This window comes from Halospina denitrificans, from assembly GCF_004364635.1.
Classification (GTDB): domain Bacteria; phylum Pseudomonadota; class Gammaproteobacteria; order Pseudomonadales; family Oleiphilaceae; genus Halospina; species Halospina denitrificans.
In genome coordinates, this window is the sequence record NZ_SOAX01000001.1 from 723,589 (window position 1) to 750,324 (window position 26,736).

At 60.1% G+C, this 26,736-nt stretch carries 24 protein-coding genes, 1 tRNA gene and 1 pseudogene; 8 read left to right on the plus strand and 18 right to left on the minus strand.

Annotation, left to right across the window (positions count from 1 at the left end):
- Window positions 1–9: 9 nt before the first annotated feature.
- The gene (locus tag DES49_RS03340; RefSeq protein WP_208297008.1) at window positions 10–3,144 is read right to left on the minus strand and encodes an SNF2-related protein; all 3,135 of its coding nucleotides are present in this window, start codon (window positions 3,142–3,144) and stop codon (window positions 10–12) included.
- Window positions 3,145–3,361: 217 nt separating this feature from the next.
- Here DES49_RS03340 and DES49_RS03345 point away from each other — a divergent pair, with 217 nt between their 5' ends.
- From DES49_RS03345 to DES49_RS03355, 3 genes and pseudogenes are all read left to right on the plus strand, one after another.
- A complete protein-coding gene (locus tag DES49_RS03345; protein ID WP_133734943.1) occupies window positions 3,362–3,688 on the plus strand; it encodes a hypothetical protein in 327 nt (108 codons plus the stop codon).
- Window positions 3,689–3,837: 149 nt separating this feature from the next.
- Window positions 3,838–4,011: pseudogene (locus tag DES49_RS03350) on the plus strand (TrpB-like pyridoxal phosphate-dependent enzyme); the annotation flags it as partial.
- 125 nt (window positions 4,012–4,136) lie between these two features.
- On the plus strand, window positions 4,137–4,796 hold the full coding sequence (locus tag DES49_RS03355) for a hypothetical protein (protein WP_133734944.1): 660 nt from the start codon (window positions 4,137–4,139) through the stop codon (window positions 4,794–4,796).
- Window positions 4,797–4,862: 66 nt separating this feature from the next.
- Here DES49_RS03355 and DES49_RS03360 read toward each other — a convergent pair whose 3' ends face one another.
- From DES49_RS03360 to DES49_RS03375, 4 genes are all read right to left on the minus strand, one after another.
- Window positions 4,863–5,540, minus strand: coding sequence for an NAD-dependent epimerase/dehydratase family protein (locus DES49_RS03360; protein WP_133734945.1), 678 nt, complete (start codon window positions 5,538–5,540; stop codon window positions 4,863–4,865).
- A gap of 99 nt (window positions 5,541–5,639) precedes the next feature.
- Window positions 5,640–6,386 (minus strand): helix-turn-helix domain-containing protein, encoded by a 747-nt coding sequence (locus tag DES49_RS03365; protein ID WP_133734946.1) that lies wholly within the window; start codon window positions 6,384–6,386, stop codon window positions 5,640–5,642.
- The gene (locus tag DES49_RS03370) at window positions 6,383–8,272 is read right to left on the minus strand and encodes an MFS transporter (protein WP_133734947.1); all 1,890 of its coding nucleotides are present in this window, start codon (window positions 8,270–8,272) and stop codon (window positions 6,383–6,385) included. The genes DES49_RS03365 and DES49_RS03370 overlap by 4 nt, the downstream gene beginning before the upstream one ends.
- Window positions 8,273–8,440: 168 nt before the next feature.
- Window positions 8,441–8,671 (minus strand): hypothetical protein, encoded by a 231-nt coding sequence (locus DES49_RS03375; RefSeq protein ID WP_133734948.1) that lies wholly within the window; start codon window positions 8,669–8,671, stop codon window positions 8,441–8,443.
- Window positions 8,672–8,908: 237 nt separating this feature from the next.
- Here DES49_RS03375 and DES49_RS03380 point away from each other — a divergent pair, with 237 nt between their 5' ends.
- Window positions 8,909–9,202 carry a BrnT family toxin gene (locus DES49_RS03380; RefSeq protein WP_133734949.1) on the plus strand — a complete coding sequence of 98 codons (294 nt, stop codon included), beginning with the start codon at window positions 8,909–8,911 and terminating at the stop codon, window positions 9,200–9,202.
- Complete coding sequence (locus DES49_RS03385) at window positions 9,195–9,404, plus strand: BrnA antitoxin family protein (protein WP_243864846.1); 210 nt, start codon at window positions 9,195–9,197, stop codon at window positions 9,402–9,404. The genes DES49_RS03380 and DES49_RS03385 overlap by 8 nt, the downstream gene beginning before the upstream one ends.
- A 117-nt stretch (window positions 9,405–9,521) precedes the next feature.
- On the opposite strand, the gene DES49_RS03390 is transcribed toward DES49_RS03385, so the two are convergent.
- From DES49_RS03390 to rpsU, 4 genes are all read right to left on the minus strand, one after another.
- A tRNA-Ile gene (locus DES49_RS03390) sits at window positions 9,522–9,598 on the minus strand.
- A gap of 62 nt (window positions 9,599–9,660) precedes the next feature.
- Window positions 9,661–11,511, minus strand: a complete 1,851-nt coding sequence (rpoD, locus tag DES49_RS03395) for an RNA polymerase sigma factor RpoD (protein WP_243864848.1) — start codon at window positions 11,509–11,511, stop codon at window positions 9,661–9,663.
- 150 nt (window positions 11,512–11,661) lie between these two features.
- Entirely contained in the window at window positions 11,662–13,413 is a 1,752-nt protein-coding gene (dnaG, locus tag DES49_RS03400; protein WP_133734952.1) for a DNA primase, read from the minus strand.
- A 50-nt stretch (window positions 13,414–13,463) separates the two neighbouring features.
- On the minus strand, window positions 13,464–13,679 hold the full coding sequence (gene rpsU / locus DES49_RS03405; RefSeq protein WP_133734953.1) for a 30S ribosomal protein S21: 216 nt from the start codon (window positions 13,677–13,679) through the stop codon (window positions 13,464–13,466).
- Between the two features lie 144 nt (window positions 13,680–13,823).
- Here rpsU and tsaD point away from each other — a divergent pair, with 144 nt between their 5' ends.
- Window positions 13,824–14,861, plus strand: a complete 1,038-nt coding sequence (gene tsaD, locus DES49_RS03410) for a tRNA (adenosine(37)-N6)-threonylcarbamoyltransferase complex transferase subunit TsaD (RefSeq protein WP_133734954.1) — start codon at window positions 13,824–13,826, stop codon at window positions 14,859–14,861.
- On the opposite strand, the gene plsY is transcribed toward tsaD, so the two are convergent.
- Window positions 14,858–15,439, minus strand: a complete 582-nt coding sequence (gene plsY, locus DES49_RS03415) for a glycerol-3-phosphate 1-O-acyltransferase PlsY (protein WP_133734955.1) — start codon at window positions 15,437–15,439, stop codon at window positions 14,858–14,860. The two genes, tsaD and plsY, sit on opposite strands and share 4 nt — an antisense overlap.
- 60 nt (window positions 15,440–15,499) lie before the next feature.
- Between plsY and folB the strand changes: the two genes are divergently transcribed.
- Window positions 15,500–15,856: a dihydroneopterin aldolase gene (gene folB / locus DES49_RS03420; protein ID WP_133734956.1), complete on the plus strand. Its 357-nt coding sequence runs from the start codon at window positions 15,500–15,502 to the stop codon at window positions 15,854–15,856.
- Window positions 15,853–16,365, plus strand: coding sequence for a 2-amino-4-hydroxy-6-hydroxymethyldihydropteridine diphosphokinase (gene folK / locus DES49_RS03425; RefSeq protein WP_133734957.1), 513 nt, complete (start codon window positions 15,853–15,855; stop codon window positions 16,363–16,365). The genes folB and folK (DES49_RS03425) overlap by 4 nt, the downstream gene beginning before the upstream one ends.
- On the opposite strand, the gene pgi is transcribed toward folK (DES49_RS03425), so the two are convergent.
- The 8 genes from pgi to DES49_RS15470 form a co-directional block, all read right to left on the minus strand.
- Complete coding sequence (pgi, locus tag DES49_RS03430) at window positions 16,346–18,016, minus strand: glucose-6-phosphate isomerase (protein ID WP_133735043.1); 1,671 nt, start codon at window positions 18,014–18,016, stop codon at window positions 16,346–16,348. The genes folK (DES49_RS03425) and pgi overlap by 20 nt on opposite strands.
- A 38-nt stretch (window positions 18,017–18,054) precedes the next feature.
- Window positions 18,055–18,918: a pantoate--beta-alanine ligase gene (gene panC / locus DES49_RS03435; protein WP_133734958.1), complete on the minus strand. Its 864-nt coding sequence runs from the start codon at window positions 18,916–18,918 to the stop codon at window positions 18,055–18,057.
- Complete coding sequence (gene panB / locus DES49_RS03440; protein ID WP_133734959.1) at window positions 18,915–19,709, minus strand: 3-methyl-2-oxobutanoate hydroxymethyltransferase; 795 nt, start codon at window positions 19,707–19,709, stop codon at window positions 18,915–18,917. The genes panC and panB overlap by 4 nt, the downstream gene beginning before the upstream one ends.
- Window positions 19,710–19,773: 64 nt before the next feature.
- A complete protein-coding gene (folK, locus tag DES49_RS03445; RefSeq protein ID WP_133734960.1) occupies window positions 19,774–20,262 on the minus strand; it encodes a 2-amino-4-hydroxy-6-hydroxymethyldihydropteridine diphosphokinase in 489 nt (162 codons plus the stop codon).
- Window positions 20,259–21,632 carry a polynucleotide adenylyltransferase PcnB gene (gene pcnB, locus DES49_RS03450; protein WP_133734961.1) on the minus strand — a complete coding sequence of 458 codons (1,374 nt, stop codon included), beginning with the start codon at window positions 21,630–21,632 and terminating at the stop codon, window positions 20,259–20,261. The genes folK (DES49_RS03445) and pcnB overlap by 4 nt, the downstream gene beginning before the upstream one ends.
- A 563-nt stretch (window positions 21,633–22,195) precedes the next feature.
- Window positions 22,196–23,617 (minus strand): sigma-54-dependent transcriptional regulator, encoded by a 1,422-nt coding sequence (locus DES49_RS03455; protein ID WP_133734962.1) that lies wholly within the window; start codon window positions 23,615–23,617, stop codon window positions 22,196–22,198.
- Window positions 23,614–26,568, minus strand: a complete 2,955-nt coding sequence (locus DES49_RS03460; protein WP_133734963.1) for an ATP-binding protein — start codon at window positions 26,566–26,568, stop codon at window positions 23,614–23,616. The genes DES49_RS03455 and DES49_RS03460 overlap by 4 nt, the downstream gene beginning before the upstream one ends.
- Complete coding sequence (locus DES49_RS15470) at window positions 26,558–26,734, minus strand: hypothetical protein (RefSeq protein WP_166645973.1); 177 nt, start codon at window positions 26,732–26,734, stop codon at window positions 26,558–26,560. The genes DES49_RS03460 and DES49_RS15470 overlap by 11 nt, the downstream gene beginning before the upstream one ends.
- Between the last annotated feature and the right edge of the window lie 2 nt (window positions 26,735–26,736).

Genomic DNA, 26,736 nt, shown 5'->3' on the forward strand with positions numbered 1-26,736 from the left:
TAAATCTCCCTATTTTATTTTTATTACTCCGCCGGCTACAAAATGAGATTTGACCGAAACTTTTTGGCGCTTCTTTAGCTCTTCGATTCTGTCCGTCAATCTTGTTTTCAGCTTTTTTAGCTTACCTTCCTCCGGAGCAACCATCCGTAGCTTTTTCTGATCGCCACTTTGTCGGTACGTCTCAATTCTTTCCTGTATCTTTTGCGTCTGATTGCTGAGTCTTTTCTCGAGAGTTGCAATCATCATCTTGACGCGATCTTGGTTTTCTCGGTCCATTGCGTTGGAGTATCTCTTGAAGTCCTCTTCTAATTCTTCTCTTGTTTCGTCGAAGACGTCAACAGCGTATTCTGTATCTATCTCATTTCTTGCAGCATTCCAGTCAGAGCCCTTTAACGCTGCCGTGTTTACGACAAACTCGGCGTCATCGCTAGATAAGCTCTCCATTGTTTCCAGATTCTTTACGACATAAGAGAGTCTTTCAGTATCCAGTGCCCCGGAAATCGACCAACGAGCGATCGCGTATACATATACGCCATTGCTTATCTGGCCAACCTCTATTCTGGGAACTTCCATAGCATGGATGGCATAGTCGGTTGCACCGGCTGGTTTGGCCGATAATCCTTTAGTGACAAAACGGGTCAACGGGTGATCCTGTGTGATCTTTTCACACCTTGAGGATGAGATCCCTTGTTTGTTGCAGAAAAACAGTGGCTTGGGCTTATAGCTCAGGATCTGTGTCTTCCCGTGGAGGTTATTGTGCGTAATAAACTCAGAGAGATCGGTGCGACCGGCCGTGGAGAGTTCGCAGAAATAACACTCAGCGTCGTCAGCTTGTATAAGGCGGGAACCTGGGTAGTTTTCAGTCAAGTAATCCCTGATGTAGAGGAAAAGGTCATCACCTTGGATGTACCTGCCCAACTCCTGGGCTGCTCGAACCTTGTTCTGTATAAAGTCTCCGTGAGCAATGAGCTGAGGAGCAGCCTCTTCTAGTTCTGTTTGCTGTTTAAGTTTGTTTTCCAACGCCATCGCAGTTTGTTCGATGCGTTCTTTTTCCTGTTCGGCATTTAGCTCATGGGTTAAGAGATCCTTTGTCAGTTGGTGTATTTGGTCTCCCAGAAGCGTTTCCATGCTTCCCATGGCGACTTTAAAGATATCAAGACGTTCCAGGAGTCTTGTGTATACGCGTTCATCAATGGAGTCCTCATAAATAAGATTCCAAATATTTATACGCTCGGCTGCTTGCCCGATACGATCAATCCGGCCAATGCGTTGTTCGATTTTCATTGGGTTCCAGGGCAAATCATAGTTGATCAGCATGCTGGAAAACTGTAAGTCAACACCTTCAGCGGCAACTTCTGAGGAGAGAAGAATTTGTTGGTCGTCACGTTCCTGAAATTCACGAATAATCGGATTCTTGTCCATTCCGCCATGGAGAACCACAGATCCGACGTTATCCTCACTCAACCTCTCGTTCAGGTAGTACAAGGTCTCTTTATAAAAAGCGAAAAGAATAATTTTTTTCTGCGGATATTGTTTCCAGTATTTCTTTAAGTTGTTGATAAGCGTGTTATATTTAGAGTCATTGGCTTTTAATTGGTCATAGCTGCCGACTTCCTGACTAATGTGCACGAGCTCTTCCATCAAGGAGCTCATTTGAGTCGGTTCGTCCGCATCAGCTTCGAGGTCCTGTCCGTCTAGCTCATAGATTATCTCTTCTATTTCTTTTTCCTGCTGGGTCAGCTTTCGCTGCCATGCTCGGCAGGCAGCAGGCATTGAGCTTGCCATCTGCCGTTGTGGGATCGTAAGGATGAACCCCGTAGCCAGGCTATTATCTGCACAGTAAGAACGGACTTTGTGAGTAACCCGCTCGTAGAAATCTTGCTCCACGTCGCTCATCTTCGTGGAGAGAGCAGCGGGCATCCGCAGGACCCGATTTTCCGTCACGTCTCTTTTTAAGGTCCTGCTAACTACCTTGTTCAGAGGGTTAATTCTGTCAATTTGATTGGCGACTTCCGAACGCACCTGTGGCTCTGTTAACTCCTCCTCTGACGGGATATTGTTCTCGAGATACTCAATTTGAAGGCTTTCTCCGAAGATTGATCGGTCATTTGCCTCTCCAAGCGCAGTAGTGAAATCTTCTGGTTTTGCCGTTCCCGCTAAGACTTTATCTCTCAGACCGACGAGGGGTGCGTTTGAGTGAAGGGTTTCTTCTAGAGCTGACTCGTAAGGGAATGCATCTTCGTCAAGTAGATTGAGGAGGTTAAACAAATCCCGGTTATGCAGTTGAACTGGTGTGGCTGACAGCATAACGAGGTTTTCGGATACTGGTCTCAGCAGCTTGCCAAATTTATGAGTTTGCGAGCTTTCATTTCGTAAATAATGGGCTTCATCGACGATCGCTAGATCGAGTAAGGGTGTTTCTGTTCCGAGTTGATCTAACAAACGCCCAAGCTTGGCGGCACCGTTTTTGGAGTCACTTTCTTCAAACCCGCGTGGTGGGCGTAATCCTTGTAGACTGGCGACCAAAGCGAATTCTTCGTTGGGTCTAGCTGACGCGGATTCCAGTTTTTTGTGAAGCTCAGACGCATCCACGATATCAGCGTTTACTCCAAAACGTGCTGCCAGCTCCTGGACCCATTTCTCTCTGAGCATAGCCGGGCATACGATTAGAATTCGTCGAGCGTCCATGCGCGCTCTTAGCTCAGTCCATATGAGGCCTGCTTCTATGGTCTTACCCAAACCGACCTCATCTGCGATGAGAATGCCATTGCTGGGCGAATCCAGGAAGTTTAGTACTGGTTTGAACTGATAGCCGAGGAAGTGGGTATTAGTGGTGTTAAGGCTGTATATTAAGTTTGCGAGCTTACCGCTCAGGCGACGGTATGTGATTTCTTTTCTTAGGTGGTGAACACCGCCGAAAAGTCCGCGTTCAAATCTTTCATAGTCACTGAGCGGTTCATCTTCGATAGGTTCGAGGCTAGAGACGAGGATGGCCTCTTGAGGTTCATTGTCGAATGCTACGTAAACCCGTGGTCGACGCTCCGTACCGTCGGTTCGATTGGTTACCGTCCCTATTCGGTCAGGTGCTGTGACAACTCTAACTCGGGAACCGGGGGTTATTATTTTTGATGGCCAGTTCTCCATGGGGGAATGCTCCAAATGGCTCTACACCGACATTCGCTTCTCAGAATCAAGGGGGCTCATGATGTCTGACTCGGATGTCCAGTGCTTTTTTGATGGCTGAAGCGATTGCGGTACGACAATCATGTTTCCGACAAAAGTGTAGTGATTTTTTCCAACTTACCATACTGGTTCCAGTCGATGGCTATTCTCAGAATTGGTCTACAAAGCGGAGCCTGAAATGCAAGTCCCACGCCCCACCGACCACTGCCAACTCTGTAACCGCTCCGGCCTCCCCGTAACCAAACACCACCTCATCCCCAGAGGCGTCCATCGCCGCAAACGCTTCCGCAAAGCCTTCGATCTCGAAGACCGCCTGACGCGCATCCTCTGGGTGTGCCGCCCCTGCCATAACGCCATTCACGCGGCCCGAAGCGAGCAGGAGCTGGCGATGCATTACAACACCCGGGAGAAGCTGCTGGAGATTCCGGAGCTGCGCGATTTCGTGGATTGGATCCAGCACAAGCCGCCAGGGTTCAAGCCCAAGCAGCGGCCGGCGAAGGGATAGCTGTGTTGCAGTGATACAGGCTTAAGTGCGCGCCGCGCTCGGGGTGTGATGGCTCTGCCAATTCCTGTTGCATGAGGGCTGCGATGACGACCAAGTACCTGCTCACCTTCCCACCCACTGGTACAACATCCAGGCGGATCTGTCGCAGCCGCTGCCGCGAGGAGAGCAAGGCCGAGACCATCGTGTTCAACCTCTGCGGCCACGGGCACTTCGGTATGGCGGCCTACACGGCCTACTTCGAGGGCGACCTGCGTGACCATGAGTACAGTGATGAGGAGTTGGCGATGGCGTTGTCGGGGTTGCCCAGCTTTAATGAAGGGTGAGTGGTATGGAAGGGAACCGACCGTTCCCGGCCAGCCCAAAGATGTCACCGTATCCACGGGCTTGGAGTTCTGGCTGCGCTCCCTATGGCCGGTGAGCAAGGCGTTATTCACAGGAGGTAAAGGCCATGCACCGTATGCTTTCAGTGTTGTTGGCGGCAATGTTGGTTGGGTGCGCCAGCCATCAAGACCCTTCATCCAGCCTCGTGGCGAAAGAGGTGAGAGTCACAGGCTTTTACGTCGACTCTCAGCAGGATCTGTTACTGGTATCGACCACCCAAAGGGAGATGTACTTTTTTCGCATCGATCCAGATTTTGGAAAAGCACTTAAATTAAGCAGGGAGATTCTTTTTAAGCCAAGTTTTAAAAATTTTAAACTGGATAATAGTAACCGCGTAATGGGCACTGTGGAGCTCGTCGTTGCAGAGGAAGATCTCACTGGTGAACAGACCGGAAAATTAAGACAGCTGGGCTTCAGAAGGGACGACTCCCTCAGTCCTTCAGGTCAGCTGACTCTTACAACGAACCTGAGAGGTAAAAGGGGTGAGGTAAGAGGCGGTGATCTGCCATGGGCGGAGCTGGAAGAACCGTTCCCCATTCGTGTTGAGTTTGAGCAATGGTCACTACCTTCTAAGGCAGAAGAGATAATCGTTAAAAGCGGAGAGGTTCTGGTTCCTATAGGCAAGGCTATTGGAGGGGCGACCTTGAAACTCGTAGCCGTTGGACCTGTCTTTGTCGTTGGGGTCGGTCTTCTTACTTGGTACGGAATATCTGCTGATCACCCATAAAACAAAAAAGAGCCACCCCTTGATGTTGCCCACCTCCAATGAAGTGTGAGCCGTATTGAGCGGGTCCTAGCCGTTCCCGGCCAGCCGCACAATGTCATCGTATTCACGGGTCTGGACGGCCTGGCCGGGGAGTGACTCCGGAGCCAGGCTGCAGGCCTCGTTAACCATCGCGCTGGCGACGGTACTCGCCTCAATCCCCTGATACTTGGCGAGAGGCCCAATCATCAGACTGTTGACCAATGGCATGGCCTTTATTCCCAGGGCCTCGGCGGTGCGGTGCTCCTGCCGGTCACCCAGCAACAGGCTTGGGTGGTAGATGGACAGGTAGGGGTAGTCGAGGTCTCTTAGGGCATTTTCGAGTTCGCCCTTTACCCGGCTGTAGAAAATGCTGGACGAGGATGAGGCACCGATGGCCGACATCAGGATATAAGCCCTCACACCCTGGGCGCGGCCGAGTTCACCGGCTTTCAGGGGATAACCCAGATCCACCTTGCGGAACTGGTCCTTTGAGCCGGCCTTTTTGATGGTGGTGCCCAGGCAGCAAATAATGATATCGACATCGAACAGTTGGGCGTGATCCTCCAATCTATCGAAATCGGCTTCATGCTGGACCAGTTTGTCGGAGACAGTGGGGAGTTTGTGTCGCACCAGCGCCACCACCTGAGACACTTCCTCCCTGGCCAACAGGCCCTGTAGCACCCAGCCACCGGTCAGCCCCGTGGCGCCCAGCAACATCACCCTCATTTCATGCACTCCTGCGTGACTTTCTATGGCGAAACGCGCCCTGCATCCTGTCCTCATCGAAGCCGGTTGGCAACTCCCCGTGCTCGGCGTATCGGCCCATCAATCGTTTCTTGCGAAGCGTGAAAACGCCGAAAAGGCCCAGACACGCTGGGCCAGCATAATGCTGCACCCGAACCGTTCCTCCAGGGGCAGGGTGCTGTCCAGCCGGACCAGTTCGTTGAACTCGTTGGCCAGCAGTGCCAACTTGCGCTGCATCACGCGTTGCGAAGCGCGTGACAGCATTCCGGAAAGAAACTTGAGGGTCTCCGGCGACTGGTCAAAGCGCGAATCAAAAAATTCCTCCCGCACGCGTTGGTCGAAGAAACGCCTTATAGGGCCGTCCTCGCGCCAGCTCAGCGAAGGAGAGATCAGGAGCCGGACCCGGTTGCCGGGCTGGAGTTCAATCAGCCCCATGCGGTCGAGTCTGGCCAGAAGGCGGACGCCCTCCAGCTCGTCGATCTGGTACTCGGCAATGATGTTGTCCAGCGCATAGCGGTTGAGCAGGAGGTAAAACACCAGCAGGAGCTTCGGCTCGGCGACGAGTGTCTCTTCCTGTTCCTCGGTAAGCTGGCGTATCTCGTTCCCCCTGTCCTCAATCTGCCGCGCCAGTTCCGTCAGGGACAATCCCGCAAGGTGACTGACCTGTTCCAGCCGCTGCAGGGAAAACCCGGCGTTGGCAAAAAGTCGTTTGACGCTGGGTTCGCTCAACCCCAGTTCCTCGGCGACCCGCGCATAGGTGATCCCGCGGGCCCTGAGGGCACGTTTCAGGGCCTGAACCATCAGGCCCGTCTGCGGCGTTGTTGTCATGGGTTGTCTCCTCTGAGCTCGGCGACACGGGCTTGCAGGGCCTCCGGGGAGGCGGCTTCCGGCGCCAGTGGGGCGCCTGCTGTCAATCGGATGCGTGACCAGAACCGGCGTGGGAGCTTGAGGATGGCACGCCCGCCGTGACGGCTGAACAGGCTTCCCCAGAGACCGCCGAGGCCGAGCGGCACAACAGGGACGGGCCGGCGCCGGACGATGCGTTCCACGCCCCGACGGAACTCGCCCATTTGCCCATCGCTGGTAAGGGCGCCTTCCGGGAACAGGCACACCAGATGCCCCTCGGCCAGCGCCTCGTCTATGCGCTCATAGGCGCGCTCCAGCATTTCCGGGTCCTCCTTTGCCGGGGCAATGGGAATGGCCTTGCCCGTGCGGAAGATAAAGCTCAGGACCGGGATGTTGAAAATGCGGTGGTACATCACGAAGCGCACGGGACGGCGTACCGATCCGGCGACAATCAACGCATCGACATAGCTGACGTGGTTGCAGACCAGAACGGCGGGCCCTTCTTCGGGAATGTGGTCCAGCCCCTCGGCGCGCAGCCGGTAAATCGTGTTGACGAGTATCCAGATGAGAAAGCGCATCAGGAACTCGGGCACCAGCGTGAAGATGTAGACCGCCACTGCCACGTTGATCAGGCCCAGCACCAGGAAGAGCTCGGCAATGCTCAGCCCCGCCCATCCGAGCAGCAGTATGGCGAAGCCGGCGGCCAGAACCATGGCGAGCGAGTTGAGCACATTGTTGCCGGCGATGATGCGCGAGCGGTGGCTGGGCTCGCTGCGCTGCTGGACCAGGGCATAGAGGGGAACGATGTAGAAGCCGCCGAAAGCCCCCAGCAGGACAATATCGATAATAAGGCGCCAGGCGTGGTCGGTGGCCATGAAGGCGACGGGACCCATCAGTGCATCCTGTTCCACGGAGCCCGGAGTCGCGAAGAACAGGTCAATGGCAAAAATACTGATGCCGATGGCGCCGAAGGGTACCAGCCCCAACTCGACCCGGCGCCCGGACATGCGGTCACAGAGGATCGACCCCAGGCCGATGCCGAGGGAGAACGCGGCCAGCAGCAACGTGCCCACGTACTCGTTGCCGCCCAGCGCGTTGCGGGTGAAGGCCGGGAACTGGGCCAGCATCACGGCCCCGAAGAACCAGAACCAGGAAATCCCGATGATGGAAAGAAACACGGTGCGGTTGCCATAGGTAAAACGCAGGGTGCGGCTGATTTCGCTGAACAGGTTCCAGTTGATGGTCAGGTCGGGAGCAACGGGTGCCGCGCGGGGCACAGCGCGGGCGGTGAGGTAGCCCAGCCCGGCAAGCAGCAGAACGGTCCCCGATACCAGCAGAGGGCCGCTGTCCGCACGCTCGATCAGGATGCCGCCAAGGATGGTGCCCAGGAGAATGGCCAGGAAGGTGCCCATCTCGATCAGGCCGTTCCCGGCCACCAGTTCTTCATCCTTGAGGTGCTGCGGAAGGATCCCGTATTTCAGCGGGCCGAACAGGCTGGACTGGGCGCCCAGCAGAAAGAGCACGGCAAGGAGGAACCAGAGGTTCTGAAGCATGAGCCCGGCCGTGGCCAGGACCATAATGGCGATTTCCCAGAGCTTGATGAGGCGGATGAGCCGGCTCTTTTCAAACTTGTCCGCCAGCTGGCCCGCCACGGGTGAAAACAGGAAGAACGGCAGCACAAAAAGGCCCGCCGCCAGGTTGATCAGCACGTCCTGGTTGTCCGCGCCCCAGCGGGCGCCCTGGAAGGCGATCAGGATGATCAGGGCGTTCTTGAAGAGATTGTCATTGAAGGCGCCCAGGAACTGGGTCCAGAAAAAGGGGGCGAAGCGTCGCTCGCGCAGTAGTGTGCCGGTGTGACCTGTTGCCATGGGAAACTCCTTGTTCTTGAATCTATGTGAGCATTCAAGCTTCAAGGCGGCTAAAAAGCAATGCCGTATAAAAAGGTATCGTATATTGATACCGATGGGGCGCGACGAGGCCGGCGCTTGCTTGGCTAGGTCTTTTGAAGGGGGTAGTTTAGCGTTTGCGTCGAGAGCTCACTGAGATCCGAGGGTTGGCAGGGCCGCTGTAAACGTTATGCTGAAGAACTCGCCGAGAACAACAGTGCCTGCTGCTCCGGGCCAGTTCTCCAGATCTACGCGCTTGTGCTTCTTGCGGTTGTAGTGGCGCTTGTCTTCAACCACCTGCATCCGATATTTCGGGCTGCGCAGATCACGCTTGACCTCGCTTTCAGCCGTTGCTGTCGCCTTACGGCGTTTTCGAGCCATTACAGGGTCTCCTCTTCGTTGGATTGTAGTGGAATTATATCTGGGAACTGCCTCTGTCCTAAGGGGGCAGGAGGACATATTGTGTATCAGGAAATACGGTTTGCCATACACAAGCGTGTTTGTGTACTAGGGAGTATGCACAAATTCGGTTGTATAAGGTCGGGGAGTGGATGCAGTCTGTTAACAGTATCTAGCTTAGTGTCTTGCAAATAATTATAATGTACCTACAATGTAGGTATGAGCCATTATTCCTTTGACTGGGATCCTCGCAAGGACGCCGCTAATCGCAAGAAGCATGACGTCTCGTTTCAGGAGGCCAAAACTGCCTTTACGGATGAGTTCGCACGTCTTATAGCTGACCCAGACCATTCTGAAGAGGAGAACCGGTTCATTCTTCTCGGTACAAGCATTCATTCTCGCTTACTGGTGGTGTGCCACTGCGTTAGAGACGGTGAAATTATTCGAATTATCTCCGCCCGTAAGGCAAATAGGCGAGAACGAAATACTTATGAAGGGTACAGACATGCGTGATAATTACGATTTTTCCGAATCCGTCAAGAATCCATACGCCAAGAAGCTCAAGAAGCAGGTTACGATCCGGCTGGATGAAGATACCGTTGCGTACTTCAAGAATCTTGCTGAGAAAAAGGACATTCCGTATCAAAGCCTTATCAACCTCTACCTGCGTGATTGCGCTCAGTCACACAAGGATCTGAAAATTGAGTGGCAGTGAACTGTTAATAAGCGGCTTCTGTCGGACAAGCCAAGGCTCCGGGCGGTGGTAGATGTTTGAGTATGTCTGAGTAAGCGGACTTGAGCGTTACGGTTTTAAGGTTAGCGCGGGATAAGATGGTGGGCCTGGCTGGACTCGAACCAGCGACCAAAGAATTATGAGTTCTCTGCTCTGACCAACTGAGCTACAGGCCCGGAAAGGAGGGTACAGCGGGCGCCATTATAGACATGATGTCCGGCGCCCGCTACTGGCAGGGTTACTGCTCGTCTATGAAGCCGCGCAGGTGGTCCGAGCGGGACGGGTGGCGCAGCTTGCGCAGGGCCTTGGCCTCGATCTGGCGGATCCGCTCGCGGGTGACGTCGAACTGCTTGCCGACTTCCTCGAGCGTGTGGTCCGTGTTCATCTCGATGCCGAAGCGCATCCGCAGTACCTTGGCCTCGCGTGCGGTGAGGCCGGCCAGTACGCCGCGTGTGGCTTCGCTCAGGCCTTCTGCCGTGGCGGATTCCACCGGTGAGAGCGCCAGGATATCCTCGATGAAGTCGCCCAGGTGGGAGTCTTCGTCGTCCCCGATGGGCGTTTCCATGGAGATGGGTTCCTTGGCGATCTTGAGTACCTTGCGGATCTTGTCCTCGGGCATTTCCATGCGCTCGCCCAGTTCTTCCGGCGTCGGCTCGCGGCCCATCTCCTGCAGCATCTGCCGGGAGACCCGGTTGAGCTTGTTGATGGTCTCGATCATGTGCACCGGGATCCGGATGGTGCGGGCCTGGTCCGCGATGGAGCGGGTGATGGCCTGCCGGATCCACCAAGTGGCGTAGGTGGAGAACTTGTAGCCACGGCGGTACTCGAACTTGTCCACGGCCTTCATCAGGCCGATGTTGCCTTCCTGGATCAGGTCCAGGAACTGCAGGCCGCGGTTGGTGTACTTCTTGGCGATGGAGATGACCAGGCGCAGGTTGGCCTCGACCATTTCCTTCTTGGCGCGGCGTGCCTTGGCCTCGCCGATGGAGACGCGGCGGTTGATCTCCTTGATGTCGCTGACATCCAGGCCCACGCCTTCCTCGACGTTGGCAATCTTCTTCTGCAGGCGTGCGATGTCGTTGGCGCGCTCGCCGATGGCCTTGGCGTACTTCTTGTCGCTGTTGGCGAGTTCCTCCGCCCAGTGCAGGTTGGTCTCGTTGCCCGGGAACTGTTTGACGAATTCCTTGCGGGGCATGCCGCACTCTTTTACGCAGATCGCCATGACGCTGCGCTCGTGCTGGCGCACGGTGTCGTTGGTGGTGCGCACGACGTTGACCATTTCCTCGAAATGGCGGTTGCTGAGCTTGAAGGGCGCGAAGACGCGGCCCAGGTCTTCCAGGGCCTGCTGTGCCACCTTGCTGGAGCGGCCATGCGTCTCGACGGCTTCCATGGCGGTGGAGAGTTTGTCCCGCAGCAGCTCAAAGCGTCGGCGGGTTTCCTCCGGATCGGGGCCGCCCTCGTTCTCGGTCTCGTCCTCGTCGTCTTCCTCTGCGTTGGCGGCTTTTTCGGCCAGCTCGTCGGCATTGGAGGACTCGGGGTCGGACTTGCTGTCGGGCAGCACCGGTTCCTCGCCTTCAGGGTCAAGGAAGCCGGAGAGCAGGTCGCTGATGCGGCTTTCGCTTTCGATGATGTTGTCGTAATTGTTGATTACGGCGGCGACCGTGCCCGGGAACTGGGCCACGGCGGCCATGACGTCGCGGATGCCTTCCTCGATGCGCTTGGCGATGACAATCTCGCCTTCACGGGTCAGCAGTTCCACGGAGCCCATTTCCCGCATGTACATGCGCACCGGATCGGTTGTCCGGCCGGCATCGCTCTCCACGGCGGCAAGTGCGGCGGCGGCTTCCGCGGCGGCGGCTTCGTCGGCGGAGGAGTCACCGTCGGTGATCAGCAGGTCGTCCTGGTCCGGCGCGACCTCCGTCACCTGGATGCCCATGTCGTTGATCATCTGGATGATGTCTTCCACCTGGTCCGGGTCGGCAATGTCTTCCGGGAGGTGGTCGTTGACTTCCGCGTAAGTCAGATAACCCTGCTCCTTGCCACGAGCAATAAGGTCTTTGAGTCGGGATTTCTGGGTATTGGCTGACATAGTCACCCTTTGGGCTCGGTGTTGTCTTAGGCAAGATGAATCGCGCATTATAGCTGCAAGACATCGTTTCTGCCAGTCATGGGGGCTGCGTCCACGCACAGCCCGCTATGATCCTGATGCGTCGAAAGATGGGGGCGGCGGGCGCGGAATTCAATGCATGCGTGGTTCTTTCGTACTGGTTTTTCGGCTGAACGCGTCCTGAAGCTGCTGTTTTTCCTGCTCGGAGAGTTCGCTGGGTTTTTTGTGGGCAAGGAGCTCACTGGCGGCGCGGCTGAGTTTGCGCTCGCGGCTGCGGTTGAGCATTCGGCGGGCATCTTCCTTGAGCGCATCGCGTTCGGGGAAGTGCTCGATGCGGTTGAACAGGGCGGCGAAGCGTTCCCGCGCCTCGGCCTGGGTTGCCATGGCCCGCAGGATGTCGTCGCGGGTGCTGGCTCCGATGGCCTGTATCCAGTGGGCGAAGGCCTGGCTTGAGGGCAGCTCCTGCAGACCTTCCAGCGTCTCGGTGACGTCCGGGGCCAGGTCGGGGAACTCATACAGCGCCAGGCAGAGAACGGTGTCCCGATCCAGCTGGATCCTCGGATGCTGACCGGCGCGCTCCGGGGCGTTGGGCTGGCTGCGGGTTGATTGCGAATCATTCTGGCGCGACCAGCGTGTGCGTCCGGTCAGGCGCTGGAGTTCCTGCCAGAGCGCATCCCGCATGGCGGAGTGGGGCATGCGGCGAAGCATGGGTTCCACCCGGCTGCGCAGTTCGCCCCGGTGCTCGGCCAGGGTCAGGTCCAGGTCCTGGGTCTGGCGCTCAAACAGCAGGCGTGACAGCGGCGTTGCCTCGTCGATGCGCTGCTGGAAGGCGTTCGGCCCTTCGCGGCGGACCAGTGAATCCGGGTCGTCGCCCTCGGGCAGCATCAGGAACTGGATGTGCATGCCGTCCTGGAGCAGTTCCAGCAGGTTCTCCAGGGCCCGGTCCGCGGCCCGGTAGCCGGCTTCATCGCCGTCGAAGCAGAAGATCAGGTGATGGGTCGGCTTCAGCAGTGCCTGCAGGCTTTCCTGGTTGGTCGCGGTGCCGGAGGCGGCCACGGCGTAGCTGATGCCGTGCTGGGCCAGGGCGATCACGTCCATGTAGCCTTCCACCACCACCAGCCGCTCGAGCTTGCGGGTCGCCTGCTTCGCCTCGTAGAGCCCGTAGATCTCGCGGCTCTTGTGGTAGATCTCGGATTCCGGCGAGTTGATGTACTTGGCCTTGTCGTCGCCCAGGGTGCGGCCGCCGAAGGCCACGGTGCGGCCCCGGCTGTTGCGGATGGGGAACATGAGGCGGTTGCGGAACAGGTCCCGGGGGCGCTCGTAGCGGTCGGTTACCGCCTTGACGGCAATCAGAGCGTCCAGCGTTTCCTTGTTGACGTGGCGGACCAGGGCGTCGCCCTCGGGGGGCGCATAGCCGATGCCGAAACGCTCGGCGGTTTCAGCGTCCACGCCCCGGTGCTGCAGGTAGTCCCGGGCCAGCGAGCCGGAGGGATGCTGCTGCAGGCACTGGCGGTAGAACTGGCTGGCCTGTTCCAGTGCCCCGGTCAGGGACTGGGCCTTGCGCATGTTCTCCTTCGCGGACTCGTCGTAGGGCACGTCCATTCCCAGGTGCGCGGCGAGACTTTCCACGGCTTCCGTGAAGCTGAGGTTCTCGTATTCCTGCAGGAAGGCAATGGCATCGCCATGGGCGCCACAGCCGAAACAGTGGTAGAAACCCTTGTCCGGGCGGACGTTGAAGGAGGGGGTGCGTTCGTCGTGAAAGGGACAGCAGGCCTTGTAGTTGCTTCCGGCCTTTTTCAGCGTAATCCGCGCGCCAATGAGCTCGGCCAGATCCGTCCGTTCGCGAAGGTTTTCAATAAAACCCTGTGGGATCAGTCCAGCCATGGGCTTCTCCTGTCGGAAAAGCAAACGCCCGCCGGAGGCGGGCGTTCAACTCAGTAGTAGCGTTCGAAACGCTTCTGTTCACGCTGCAGCTTCTTGAGATGCCGTTTAACAGCAGCCGCTGCCTTACGCTTGCGCACCTCGGTGGGCTTCTCGTAGTGCTCGCGACGACGCACCTCGGAAAGAACCCCCGCTTTTTCACAGGAACGCTTGAAGCGCCGCAGGGCTACATCAAACGGTTCATTATCTCTCACTTTCACAGCGGGCATGAAGAATCACCTACCTTTGTGTTGTCTGCTGGAATTCAGTGTACTTTGTACCTGTTCAGGGCCGGGGAGTTTACTCCTGCATGCCGGTCCTGTAAAGGGAAACTGTCTGGTACACTACGCCGGTTTTCAGCAAGGGCCGGGGACATGCGGGTATTGGGAATCGAGACCTCCTGTGACGAAACGGGAGTCGCCATTTACGACACGGAACAGGGCCTCCTGGCGCACGCGCTGCACAGCCAGGTGGCCGCCCATGCCGGCTACGGTGGCGTGGTTCCGGAGCTGGCGTCAAGGGATCACATCCGGCGCCTGCTGCCCCTGTGCGAGCAGGTGCTTTCCGAGGCCGGCCTTGCACGCAGGGACCTGGATGCCATCGCCTACACCGCGGGTCCGGGTCTGATCGGGGCGCTGATGGTGGGCAGCACCTTCGCCCACGGGCTGGCGCGCGCGCTCGATATTCCCGTGCTGGGGGTTCATCATATGGAGGCGCATCTGCTGGCGCCCATGCTCGAGCCGGAGGGGCCGGACTTCCCGTTTGTGGCGCTGCTGGTGTCGGGCGGGCATACGCAGCTGGTGCGTGTGGATGATATCGGGCGCTATGAGCTTCTCGGGGAGTCCGTGGACGATGCCGCCGGGGAAGCCTTCGACAAGGCGGCGCGGATGCTGGGGCTTGAGTACCCGGGCGGGCCGCGCATTGCCGCGCTGGCCCAGGAGGGGACGCCCGACCGCTTCCGTTTCCCGCGCCCGATGACGAACCGACCCGGGCTGGACTTCAGCTTCAGCGGGCTCAAGACCTATACGCGCAATACCCTGCGTGACGCCACCGAGGCCGGCGAGGCGGATCATCAGCTGCACGCCGATGTTGCCCTCGCGTTCCAGACGGCGGTGGTGGAGACGCTCGCGATCAAGTGCCGGCGTGCGCTGGAACAGACGGGCATTCGCACCCTGATCGTCGCTGGTGGCGTGGGGGCCAACCGGGCCCTGCGTGATCGCCTTTCCGCGATGGTGGAACCATTGGAGTGCCGGGTTTTCTATCCGCGGCCCGAGTTCTGTACGGATAATGGGGCCATGATTGCCTTTGCCGGCCACGAGCGGCTCAGGGCGGGGCAGCAGGATGGGCCGGAAATGCTGGCGTGGCCGCGCTGGTCGATGACGGAATTGCCGGGGCTGGATGCGGCGGGCTAGAACAGGTGTTCCCGGCCCTGTTTGAGGCGCACGAGATTGTCCCGGTGGCGCACCAGCAGTACCAGCATGAGGATGACGAAGAGGGCGAACTGCTCCGGGTTGAACCAGAGGCTGACCAATGGGGCCGCAACAGCACTGATGACCGAGGCCAGGGAGGCGACCCGGAAGTGGCGGAAGAGCAGTAGCCAGATCAGGGCCGTGATCATGATGGTGGTAGCGGCGAGCGCCAGACCGGCCCCGAGTGTGGTGGCGACGCCCTTGCCGCCCTGGAAGTCCGAGAACACCGGCAGCATGTGCCCGGCAATGGCAAAGAGGCCCACGGCGGCCTGGGTTGTGGGCGAGGCATCCAGCATCTGGGCCAGGGTGATGGGGAGCCAGCCCTTGAGGGCATCGGCGATCAGTGTGAGCAGTGCCGGCCCTGGACCGGCGATACGGTAGACGTTGGTGGCGCCGGGATTGCGCGACCCGTACAGGTGCGGGGGTGGCGCGTTGAGCAGCCTGCAGATCAGGGGCGCGTAGAGGACGGACCCGCTGAGGTAGCCCAGGGCGCAGAGCAGCAATGCGATCAGAAGGTCCATGGGTGTCCCGTTTGGCTGATGATTCTTTCCCAAGGGTAGCCGATTACGGCAGGAGATTGAATGGATTGCGTTTTTATTGAAGGGCTGGAGGTTGAGGCGATCATCGGTGTGCTCGACTGGGAGCGCACCGTCGAGCAGCGGCTGCTGGTGGACCTGGACCTGGGGTGGGATAACCGTCGCCCCGCGACCTCAGGAGCACTGGAGGACGCGCTGGATTACGCCGCCGTGGCCGGGGTGGCTCGTGATTGTCTGCGCGAGGGCCGGTTCCACCTGCTGGAGACAGCGGCGGAAGAGCTGGCCTCGGTGCTGAATGAGCGCTTCGGCGTAACCTATCGTCGCATCGTGCTGCGCAAGCCGGGCGCCGTGCCGGGCACGAAATCCGTGGGAGTGACCATTGTGCGCGGAGGTGAGGCATGAACCGGGTCTATATCAGTATCGGCTCAAACCAGGAGACGGTCCGCCACGTGCGCAGCGCGCTGGATGCCCTGTACGAGCGTTTCGGGGACCTGATCATCTCTTCTGTCTATGAGAGCGAGGCGGTGGGCTTTGACGGCGAGAATTTCCTGAATCTGGTGGTGGGTCTGGACACGGACGAGCCCCTGGCCAGCCTGGCGGACTGGCTCAAGGCGGTTGAGGACAACAACGGGCGCCAGCGTAACGTGGCCCGTTACAGCTCGCGGACCCTGGACCTGGATATTCTCACCTACGGGGATAAGGTCGGCCAGCCGGAAGGGGTGGAGCTGCCGCGCCGGGAAATCCTGAAGAACGCCTTTGTCCTGAAGCCCCTGGCAGAGATTGCGCCGGAGGAGCTGCATCCGACGGAGCAGCGTTCCTATGGCGCCCTGTGGAACGACTACAGCCGGGACCAGCGTCTCTGGGCCATCCCGTTCGAGTGGCGCGGCGGGGTTATTTCCCCGCGCCGCTGATCCCCTGGCCGCGCTCCCTGAAAAGCTGGATCAGGCCGGTGGTTGAGCTGTCCTCCCGGGGCTCGCCCTGCCCGCCGTCGGCCTCCAGCCGCTTCTCAATGGTCTTGCCCAGCTGCTTGCCCAGCTCCACGCCCCACTGGTCGAACGAGTCGATATCCCAGAGCGCGCCCTGAACGAACACCTTGTGTTCATAGAGCGCGATCAGGGCACCCAGGCCCTTGGGGTCGACCCGATCCAGAAGCAGGGTGTTGCTGGGTTTATTGCCGGGAATGGCCTTGTGCGGTGCGAGTTCCCGCGCCTTCTCCTCGGGCATGCCTTCCGCGCGCATTTCCTCGAAGGCTTCCTCGTCGATCTTGCCGCGCATCAGTGCCTGGCTCTGGCTGAGGCAGTTGGCGAACAGCAGCCGGTGGTGGTCGCCCAGGGGGTTGTGCGAGTGCAGCGGCATGATGAAATCCACGGGAACCAGGCGTGTTCCCTGGTGCAGGAGCTGGTGGTAGGCGTGCTGCCCGTTGGCGCCCGCGCCGCCCCAGATGACCGGACCGGTGGGGTAATCAACAGGTGTGCCATTGATGCGAACCTGCTTGCCGTTGCTCTCCATGTCCAACTGTTGAAGGTGCGCGGGTAGGCTCTTCAGGAAGTGGTCGTAGGGCAGCACCGCGTGGGAGTGCGCATCAAAGAAGTGGCTGTACCAGAGCCCGAGAAGCCCCATGATCACCGGAATGTTGCGCTCCAGCGGCGCCGTGCGGAAGTGCTCATCCATGGCGTGCGCCCCGGCCAGCAGGCTGCGGAAGTTGTCCATGCCCACCGCCAGGGCAATCGGCAGGCCAATGGCCGACCAGAGTGAATAGCGTCCGCCCACCCAGTCCCACATGGGGAAGACGTTGTCCCGGGCAATGCCAAAACGTTCCGCCTCGTCCTGCTGCGAGGTGACCGCCACGAAGTGCCGGCTGACCTGCTCCTGGGAACCGCCGTTTTCCACGAACCACTCCCGGGCGGCACGGGCGTTGGCCAGGGTTTCCTGGGTGCGGAAGGACTTGGACTGGACGAGGAAGAGGGTGGTTTCGGGATCCAGGTGGCGGAGGGTGTCGCTGATGTCGCTGCCATCGATATTGGCGACGAAGTGGCAGCGGAGCTGGTCGTGCCAGTAGGGCCGCAGGGCCTCGGAAACCATCTGGGGCCCGAGGAAGGAGCCGCCGATGCCGATGCTGACCACATCCGTGAACGGATGCCCGTTCATGCCCCGCCACTGGCCACTGTGAATCTGCCCCACGAAGGTTTCCATGCGCCTCAGCGTATGGTGGACCTCCGGGACCACATCCTGCCCCTCCACCGTGACGGCTTCGGATTCCGGGGTTCTGAGGGCGGCGTGCAGGGCAGGGCGGTTTTCCGTGGTATTCACACGCTCCCCCTTGAAGAGCGCGCCGATGCGTTCCTCCAGTCGCCGGGAACGGGCCAGCGCCATGAGCGCGGCCAGGCTGCTGTCGGTGATCCGGTTCTTGGAATAGTCCAGCAGGAGCCCGGCGGCCTCCAGGGTGTAGCGCGGGTAGCGGTCCGGGTCCTCGGCGAAGAGGTCGCGCATATGGCGGGGGCGCAGGTGTTCGGCCTGCTCCCGGAGTGCGTCCCATTCCGGGCTGTCAGTCAGCGGTGGCAGGGGGCTGTAGGTCACGGCTCGTCTCCATGAGCAATCATTCAGTCGGTTTCCGGGTCCAGCCTCAGGCTGACATTGTCGATAAGCCGGGTGCGGCCGAGCCAGGCGGCGCCCAGGATGGTGATGTTGTGGTCATCGTATGCTGCCGGCTCGAGGCTGTCACTGTTCACGATGTTGAAATAGTCCGGATGAAAGCCTTCCTGGTCCAGAGTCTTGATGGCTTCGTTGGAAAGAGTGCTGAAGTCGCGGCGCCCTTCCTTGATGCGCTCAGCGGTCTCGCAGAGCATTTCGTAAAGGCGTATCGCCTTGTGGCGTTCCGCGTCCGTGAGGTAGTTGTTCCGGGAACTCATGGCCAGACCGTCCGATTCCCGGAAGGTGGGCATGCCGATAATCTCGATCGGCAGGCAGAGATCGCGGGTCAGCTTGCGGATCACGGCAAGCTGCTGGAAATCCTTTTCCCCGAAGATGGCCAGGTCCGGTCTCACCATATTGAACAGGATGGTGACCACCGTGGCGACGCCCGTGAAATGACCGGGCCGGCTGGCGCCGCAGTGCAGTTCCGTGATGGCCGGCACCGTGACGTGCGTATGGTATTCGATACCGTTGGGGTAGACCTCCCGGGCCGATGGTGCAAAGACCAGGTCGTTGCCGGCGTCGGCCAGTCTGTTCTGGTCCTCGGCGAGGGTGCGCGGGTAGCTGTCCAGGTCTTCGTTGGGGCCAAACTGCAGCGGATTGACGAAGATGCTGGTAATGACAATGTCCGCCCGTTCCCGCGCGTCATGCACCAGCGCCAGGTGCCCGGCGTGCAGGTTGCCCATGGTCGGGACCAGGGCGATGCGTTTGCCCTGTTGGCGGTAGGCATCCACCGCCTCGCGCAGATCGGAAACCGTGTGTACTGTTTTCATCCCCGGAAACTGTGCTCCTTCGTTGGAAACTGACCGGATTTAACGGCCTGGTCGTAGGCCTCGATGGCCGCCGGTACGGAACCGGCCTCGGCCAGGAAGTCCTTCACGAAACGCGGGCGATGGCCCTGGGTGATGCCGAGCATGTCGTGCAGCACCAGTACCTGTCCATCGGTATCGGCGCCCGCGCCAATGCCGATGACGGGCACGGACACTTCGCGGGTGATGCGTTCGGCCAGTGGCGCCGGCACGCATTCGAGCAGCACCAGATCCGAACCGGCATCAACCAGCATCCGGGCGTGGGCGACCATGCGATCCGCCGCCTCGCTGTCACGCCCCTGGACCCGGTATCCCCCCAGCTTGTTCACGAATTGCGGCGTGAGGCCAAGATGCGCGCAGACGGGAATGCCCCGCTCGCTCAGCCGGTGGATGGTGTCGGCCATCCAGTCCGTGCCCTCGAGCTTGACCATGTGCGCGCCGGCCTGCATCAGGCGGGCCGCGTTGGCCATGCTGGTCTCGTTGGTGGCATAGCTCATGAACGGCATGTCCGCCATGATCAGCGACTGGGGTCTGCCGCGCGCCACGGATTCGGTGTGATAGACCATGTCCTCCATGCTCACGGGCAGGGTGCTGTCCTTGCCCTGCAGCACCATGCCCAGGGAGTCCCCCACGAGGATCACATCGATACCGCACTGGCTTAACAGCGACGCAAAGGTGGCGTCGTAGGCCGTCAGGCAGCTGAACTTTTCCTGGTTGGCCTTGCGCTCCTGGAGCGTCTGGATGGTTGCCGTCATGGGGGCCTCGGTTGATGACTGTGAACAGGTCCAAGGGTAATCCGGGCCACCCCATCAGGCAAGATCAGGTGTGGGTGAGACGGCTGAGGTGGTTGTCCGGGCACTGCTCGCGCAGCTGGCTCAGGGCCGTGCCGTCGGGCAGGGTGAGATCGGGGTCCATGTCCAGGAGGGGCTGAAGCACGAAGTCACGGTTGGCCAGCTCCGGGTGCGGCACCTTGAGGCGCGGCTCATCCAGGGTCTGGTTGCCGAAGATCAGCAGGTCCAGGTCAATGAGGCGTGGCCCCCAGACCTGGTTGCGCACACGGCCCTGGGTGTCTTCGATGGCAAGGAGTTCGTCGAGGAGGGCCAGGGGCTCCAGATCCGTTGCCAGCTTGGCGGCCATGTTCAGGAAATCCGGCTGGTCCGCGGGACCAACCGGGCGGCTCTGGTAGACGGGGGAGGCGTCCAGAAGCCAGCTGTCCGGGATCTGGTTCAGGGCCTCCAGGGCGAGGTGGAGCTGTTGCAGCGGCGTGTCCAGGTTGCTGCCCAGTCCAATCCAGGCGGTCTCGCTCATGAGGTGCTGGTCTTCGGTTTGGGTTTGCGCTTACGTTTGCGCTTGCCACCGCCTCCGGGTTGGCCAAGCTCCTTGATCATTGCGCGGCGCCGATCCTCGTCCGCATCCTGGTATTCGGTCCACCAGGCGCCGAGGCCCTGGGTGTCCTCACCGGCGTGTTCCCGCACCAGCAGGAAATCATAGGCGGCCCGGAAGCGTGGATGTTCAAGCAGCCGGTCCGCCTTTCGGCCACCGCGCTTGCCGAGCCGGACCTGGAGTTCCCAGATCTCGCGCATGGGCGTGCTGAAACGCCGTGGAATCGAGGTGGCGCCCACCTGCTCCTGGACGGTGTCGCCGGCAGCCTGCTGCAGGGCCTGGTAAGCGGGTTGGTCGCTCTCTTCCTCTTCACGCAGCCAGCGCACCCTGAGCGCCGGCCAGAGCAGCGCGGCGTACAGGAAGTAGGGGGTAATGGGCTTGCTCTGTGCGATCCGGCGATCGGTGTTGGCCAGTGCCTGGCGGATCACCGCGTCGGACTCGCCCTCTGCCAGGGCCTTGGCGGTCTCCGGGAAGAGGGGGGCGAAGAGGTCGTACTGGGTCAGGATCTCATAGGTTCTTTCCCCCTGCCCGGCGGCGAACAGCTTGAGCACTTCCTCGAAAAGGCGCGCCGCGGGGATGTCCTCCAGCAGGTGTGTCAGGTCACGGATGGGGGTGGCGGTGTCCGGGGCGATGGAGAAATCGAGCTTGGCGGCGAACCGGGCGGCGCGCAGCATCCGTACCGGATCCTCCTGGTAGCGCACGACCGGGTCCCCGATCAGTCTCAGCTCCCGGTGGTGGAGATCCTCGAGGCCGTTGGCGTAGTCGTGCACGGTGAAGTCGCGGATGTCGTAGTAGAGCGCGTTGACCGTGAAATCCCGCCGCAGCGCGTCTTCTTCCTGGGTGCCGTAGACGTTGTCACGCAGGAGACGACCCTGTTCATTCACGTCCATGTGTGGATCGGCGTCGGCATTGCTCGGCATGCCGCGGAAGGTGGTGACCTCGATAACCTCTTTCCCGAACAGCACGTGAACCAGCCGGAAGCGGCGTCCGATCAGCCTCGAGTTACGGAACAGCTCGTGAACCTCCTCGGGCGTGGCGCTGGTGGCGATGTCAAAGTCCTTGGGTTTGCCGCCCAGGAGCAGGTCGCGCACGCCGCCGCCAACCAGATAGGCGTCGTGGCCCGAGCGGTTCAGCCGATGCAGCACTTTCTTGGCGGATTCGCTGATGTGCTGGCGTGAAATGGTGTGCTCGTCCCGGGGTATGATCCTGGGGCCCTGGTTGGCGGAGGCGCTCTGCGAGCGACCACCAATACGGCCAACCCAGTCTTGCAGCCGGTTTAAAAGGCGTTTCGGCATGGATCCCTGATTGTCGAGTTGGTAAACGGGTTAAAAGCGGGAGTGTAACGGTTTGCGAACGCTTGCGCGAGTCCCCGGGGCAGTATGGGCCGCAATCAAAACGGGGCCGCCCGAAGGCGACCCCGAAAGAATCATTAATTCTGGTTTTCTTTGTTGTTCTTGCGCTGTTCTTATTGTTTTTACTGTGTTGCTGGACACGAGCTGAACATTTTTGAAACAGAGAGCGGAATGCCTCCGCTAAAAAGCTCTGCCTCCAAAACACTCAGTTCGACCACGCCCTGTTTGTTCTTGTTGTTACCGGGCGCGCTTCTGTGCAGCTTTTTCTTGTTTTTGGGCTGCTGCATTCAATGCGCGTTTTTATTGTTGTTGCGGCGCGTTCTTCTTGTTTTCACAGTAAAGTAAGCATCTGCCATGCCAGAAAAATGGACCCCTTTTTATACAGCTAGTTACAGAAGAGTAACGTCAGAGGTGGGCGCGACAAAAAGAATGAACTGTTACTCAAACCTTGAGGTGGTTCGCGCTGTGTTCCGCGAGGTAACAACCGGTAACAGTTCGGGCGCGGATCAGTGGCTGGCACTGGAGCCGGATGGGCTCGATTTCTTGCGGGGGATGCCGAGTCGCTGGCGACGCTCCCAGAGCGACTTGCGGCTGATGCCGAGTTTCTGGGCGAGTTCGGTTTCACTCATACGGTCCTGGTTTTCCAGGACGAAGTGCTGGAAGTAATCCTCCAGTGACAGGTCGCTGGGGGCGTCATCATCGGCCTGCGCCGTGTGGCGGACGGTTTCCGCGCCCACAAGACCGGTGGAGACATGGCTCTCGTCTTCCTCTTCGTCCAGATCGAGCAGTTCGGGCGTGATCACGTCGCCCTCGGCGAGGATGATTGCGCGCTCTATGGCGTTTTCCATTTCGCGGACATTGCCGGGCCAGGGGTAGCGCTGGATCATCTGCATGGCCTCGGGGGAGAAGGTGTAGTTGCGGTGCGTCACGCGCTCACCAATGCGGTCCAGGAAACGGCGGGCCATGCCCAGGATGTCATCGCCCCGGTCCCGCAACGGCGGGAGACGGATCTGCATCACGTTGAGGCGGTAATAGAGGTCCTCGCGGAATTCCCCGGTTCGTGTCATGGCCCGCAGGTTGCGGTGGGTTGCCGCGACCATGCGCACGTTCACGCGTCGGCTCTGGGTTGAGCCAACCCGGCGGATCTCGCCCTCCTGGAGCACGCGCAGCAGCCGGGCCTGGGCCTCGGCCGGGAGCTCCCCGATTTCATCGAGAAAGAGGGTGCCGCCGTCCGCGGCTTCGATCAGGCCAGTTCTGGCGGATACAGCGCCCGTAAAGGCACCTTTCTCATGGCCGAACAGCTCCGATTCAATCAGTGCTTCCGGGATGGCCGCACAGTTAACCGAGATCAGCGGGTAGGGCGCCCGCTTGTTGAGGTGGTGCAGCGCCTGGGCGGCAAGCTCCTTGCCGGTGCCGGATTCGCCGATGATGAGGACGGTGGTGTCCGTTGGGGCAACCTTGCGGATCAGGTGAAACACCTTCTCCATGGCCGGGCAGTCGCCGAACATGAACTGGGAAGGGTCTGCTGCCTGGGTGCTGTCACTGTCGGTGTTTGGGGAGGCGCTCTGCGCGTCGGGACTCTGCTGCGCAAGGATGTTGTGCACACAGTCCAGCATCTCCTCGTGGTCGAAAGGCTTGGCGATGTAGTCGACCGCGCCGAGCTTCATGGCGTCGACAGCGGAGCGCAGGCTGGCGTAGCTGGTCATGATCAGCACGGGGACATCCGGGGCCCTGTGGATCAGGTCCGTGCCCGGGTCGCCCGGCAGGCGCAGGTCCGTGATGATGAGGTTGAACTGGTTCAGGTCAAACCGTCCGGCGGCATCATCAATGGACTCCGCTCCGGCAACCTCATAACCGTTATGCGTCAGCAGTTTTTCAAGTGCGGAGCGGATTACCGCCTCATCCTCAACAACAAGAATCCGGCTCATGGAGTGTTCTCTGCCTGTTCCGCTGTGTTACCGACTGTCGGAAATGTCATGACGAACCGGGTGCCTCGACCACTGCCCGGGTCCGCGGGGCTTTCCGCATGAATGCTGCCATGATGTTCCTCCATGATGTTGTAAACAAGAGAAAGTCCGAGACCCGTGCCACGATTCGGGCCTTTGGTGGTGTAGAACGGCTCGAAAATATGGTCGATCCGGTCAGGCGGAATGCCCTCCCCATCGTCGCTGACAGTAATGCGTGCGAGGCCGGCTTCCATTGTGCCACTAACGCGCACAACGCCATTGTCGGGTGAGGCATCACGGGCATTGCTGAGCAGGTTTACAAATACCTGGACGAGGCGCTGTTCGTCGCCATCAACACTGAGGCCGTCCGGGCATTCATTGAGAAACTGGATGCTCTGATGGCGGTCTCCCAGCGACAGCAGATGAATTGCCTCGTCAACGCAGCGCTTGATGCTGGTGTCGGTATGGGGGTTGCTGGCGCCGTGCTGGCCGGCGCGCGCAAAGTTCATGAGCGACTGCTGGATGCTGGAGATACGGTTGGTCTGGCCAAGGATTTCGTCGGCGGTCTCAAGAACCGGCGTGCTCTCTGTCTCAAGCTTGAGGTTCTGCGCCAGGCAGGCGATGCCGGTTACCGGGTTGCCCACCTCATGGGCGACGCCGGCTGCCAGGCGTCCCACGGAGGCCAGGCGCTCGCTGTGGATCAGCTCCTCCTCCAGGCGCCGGGTTTCGGTCTGGTCCTCCACCAGGATGACGGTACCGCCTTCCGGGTGTTCGGGGCCGGCAATCGCGCTCTGGTGCAGGTTGAACCAGTGCGCCTTGCCCCCCAGCTCAACCCGGCGCCGGGGAAGGTGGTGTTCTTCGCTGTCGTGGAAGTTGCCCAGCAGCGAATGCCAGGGTTCCGGTAGTGTCTGGAGGGTGGCGCCCACGATGTTGTCCGCCCGGATGCCGGTCAGGTTCTCCATGGCATGGTTCCACATCAGGATCTCCCGGTCGGTGCCCAGCGAGCAGGCCGCAATGGGAAGGTTCTGCAGGATCTGGCGGTAGTGGCGGCGCAGGCTGTCGAGTTCCGCGGCAAGGCCCGTGAGGCGGGTCTTGTAGTCCTCGAGAGCCAGCTCGACAAACTGGATATCGTGCTGTGGCTCGGAGCCGGATTCGGGCTTGAAGCCCAGGTGGCGGCGGACGATGTCCCGGGCGATCGCCGGCCCGAGAAGGCCGGAAAGGTTCACTTCCAGCTGGTCCCGCAGGCGTCTCAGTGGGTAGGGGCGTCTTTCCGTGTCCGGCAGCTGGAGTTGATCCAGGGCCCGAGCCACTTCGCGCTCAGCCACGTCCCTGCCAAGCGGGATGGCGAGCTCGGACTTGAACTCATCCGAGGAACCGGCAAGAAGTTCGCGGCGTGGTGGCCGTGCCATGGCGCCGATGCTGCAGGATTCGGCGGCGCGCAGCTCTTCATTGCTGGTGCTGGTGATCAGAGAACCGAGGGCGAAGAAAAGAACATTCACCGAGAGGGAGATGAAGGCCGGAATGTGCCAGCTGTCCATATCCGCCGGGTCCATAAGGCTGAGCCCGAATGACTCCAGGGGCATGATGCCGAAGCCCTGGGGCAGCACCAGGGCGACAGCCCAGATGCAGGTACCCGCGAGAATCCCGGCAATAACCCCTTTGCGGTTGCCTTCGGGCCAGTAGATCACTCCCAGGACACCGGGTAGTAACTGCAGTACCCCCGTGAGCGCGATGAGCCCGAGCGAGTCCAGGCTCAGGTGTCTCCCGATGAGCGCGTGGAACACCAGTGCCGAGAGTATGATGGCGACTATAAGCAGACGGCGGATGCCCTGCAGCCAGGCGTAGATATTGCGGGATTCCGGCGGCGGCCTTACGGGAAGTACCAGGTGGTTGAGCAGCATGCCGGCAAGCGCCAGCGTCAGGACGATCGTCAGGGCGCTGGCGGCGGAAAGACCGGCCAGGTAGGCCAGGGCTGACAGCAGCGGGGACTCGAGGATGACCCCCAGCCCCACGGCGAAGAACTCGGGCTCCACCGGCACCTGCAGCGCCCTGGCGCTCCAGAGAATGATGGGAACAGGCAGCGCCAGAAGCAGCAGGTACAGGGGCAGGCCCCAGCTGGCCCTGGCCAGGGCCCTGGGGCTGGGGTTCTGGGTGAAGGTCATGTGGAACATATGCGGCATGACCAGGGCGGCGGCAAAGGAAATAAGTAGCAGGGCGCGCCAGTTGCCGTCGCTGAGGCGGCGCTGCATGCCGACGACGGTCTCACCCTGGGACTGCAGCCAGGCCTGCAGCCCGTCAGGACCGTTGAAGACGCTGAGGATCAGGATAAGGGCGATGCTCCCCAGCGCGACGAGCTTGACCAGGGCCTCGAACGCCATGGCCATCACCAGGCCTTCATTGCGTTCGACGCCCTGACTGCGCCGGGCTCCGAACAGCATCGTGAAAATCGCCACCAGCAGTGAGAAGGTGGTGGCGCTGAGCCAGTTGGGCACCCCGTCTGTAAGCACCGAGACCGCCCCTGAGATGGCCTGCATCTGGAGGCTTAGCAGGGAGAGTATGGCGAGTGCGGAGCACAGGGTGACCAGGGTGCCCGCCCACTGGCTGCGATAGCGGAAGGTGAACAGGTCGGCCAGGGAGCTGAGCTGATAGCCCCGGGCAAGCTTCAGCACGGGATGAAGCAGTACGGGCGCCAGCAGGAAGGCGCCGCAGAGCCCGAGGTAGTACGCCAGGTAGCCGTAGCCGAAGTGATCGGCCATGGCCACGGCACCGAAAACCGCCCAGGCGCCGGCATAGACACCAAGGCTCAGAATATAGACCAGCGGATGCCGGGCCCAGTGACGCGGGAGCCAGCCCCTTTCGGTGGCATGGGCAACCCCGAAGAGCGCAAACAGGTAAAGGGCGCTGATGGTCAGCAGCAGGAGGCTAGAATTCATCACTGTCCCTGCGGTAGTCGAGCCAGAACGCCAGCCCGATAAGGGCCAGCCAGACGCCGAAAGGCTGGTACCAGGCGCTGCCGGGGGCCACCCACCAATCCATGATGCCGGGGGAGAATATGTAGATGGCCAGGACAAGCAGGAATACCAGCCGGTAAATGTACATGT

What these genes read in the sequence shown, in the direction of transcription:
- DES49_RS03340 (WP_208297008.1), bottom strand. Translation starts at nt 3,144, where the DNA reads ATGGAGAACTGGCCATCAAAAATAATAACCCCCGGTTCCCGAGTTAGA.
- DES49_RS03345 (WP_133734943.1), top strand. Translation starts at nt 3,362, where the DNA reads ATGCAAGTCCCACGCCCCACCGACCACTGCCAACTCTGTAACCGCTCC.
- DES49_RS03355 (WP_133734944.1), top strand. Translation starts at nt 4,137, where the DNA reads ATGCACCGTATGCTTTCAGTGTTGTTGGCGGCAATGTTGGTTGGGTGC.
- DES49_RS03360 (WP_133734945.1), bottom strand. Translation starts at nt 5,540, where the DNA reads ATGAGGGTGATGTTGCTGGGCGCCACGGGGCTGACCGGTGGCTGGGTG.
- DES49_RS03365 (WP_133734946.1), bottom strand. Translation starts at nt 6,386, where the DNA reads ATGACAACAACGCCGCAGACGGGCCTGATGGTTCAGGCCCTGAAACGT.
- DES49_RS03370 (WP_133734947.1), bottom strand. Translation starts at nt 8,272, where the DNA reads ATGGCAACAGGTCACACCGGCACACTACTGCGCGAGCGACGCTTCGCC.
- DES49_RS03375 (WP_133734948.1), bottom strand. Translation starts at nt 8,671, where the DNA reads ATGGCTCGAAAACGCCGTAAGGCGACAGCAACGGCTGAAAGCGAGGTC.
- DES49_RS03380 (WP_133734949.1), top strand. Translation starts at nt 8,909, where the DNA reads ATGAGCCATTATTCCTTTGACTGGGATCCTCGCAAGGACGCCGCTAAT.
- DES49_RS03385 (WP_243864846.1), top strand. Translation starts at nt 9,195, where the DNA reads ATGCGTGATAATTACGATTTTTCCGAATCCGTCAAGAATCCATACGCC.
- rpoD (WP_243864848.1), bottom strand. Translation starts at nt 11,511, where the DNA reads ATGTCAGCCAATACCCAGAAATCCCGACTCAAAGACCTTATTGCTCGT.
- dnaG (WP_133734952.1), bottom strand. Translation starts at nt 13,413, where the DNA reads ATGGCTGGACTGATCCCACAGGGTTTTATTGAAAACCTTCGCGAACGG.
- rpsU (WP_133734953.1), bottom strand. Translation starts at nt 13,679, where the DNA reads ATGCCCGCTGTGAAAGTGAGAGATAATGAACCGTTTGATGTAGCCCTG.
- tsaD (WP_133734954.1), top strand. Translation starts at nt 13,824, where the DNA reads ATGCGGGTATTGGGAATCGAGACCTCCTGTGACGAAACGGGAGTCGCC.
- plsY (WP_133734955.1), bottom strand. Translation starts at nt 15,439, where the DNA reads ATGGACCTTCTGATCGCATTGCTGCTCTGCGCCCTGGGCTACCTCAGC.
- folB (WP_133734956.1), top strand. Translation starts at nt 15,500, where the DNA reads ATGGATTGCGTTTTTATTGAAGGGCTGGAGGTTGAGGCGATCATCGGT.
- folK (WP_133734957.1), top strand. Translation starts at nt 15,853, where the DNA reads ATGAACCGGGTCTATATCAGTATCGGCTCAAACCAGGAGACGGTCCGC.
- panC (WP_133734958.1), bottom strand. Translation starts at nt 18,918, where the DNA reads ATGAAAACAGTACACACGGTTTCCGATCTGCGCGAGGCGGTGGATGCC.
- panB (WP_133734959.1), bottom strand. Translation starts at nt 19,709, where the DNA reads ATGACGGCAACCATCCAGACGCTCCAGGAGCGCAAGGCCAACCAGGAA.
- folK (WP_133734960.1), bottom strand. Translation starts at nt 20,262, where the DNA reads ATGAGCGAGACCGCCTGGATTGGACTGGGCAGCAACCTGGACACGCCG.
- pcnB (WP_133734961.1), bottom strand. Translation starts at nt 21,632, where the DNA reads ATGCCGAAACGCCTTTTAAACCGGCTGCAAGACTGGGTTGGCCGTATT.
- DES49_RS03455 (WP_133734962.1), bottom strand. Translation starts at nt 23,617, where the DNA reads ATGAGCCGGATTCTTGTTGTTGAGGATGAGGCGGTAATCCGCTCCGCA.
- DES49_RS03460 (WP_133734963.1), bottom strand. Translation starts at nt 26,568, where the DNA reads ATGAATTCTAGCCTCCTGCTGCTGACCATCAGCGCCCTTTACCTGTTT.
- DES49_RS15470 (WP_166645973.1), bottom strand. Translation starts at nt 26,734, where the DNA reads ATGTACATTTACCGGCTGGTATTCCTGCTTGTCCTGGCCATCTACATA.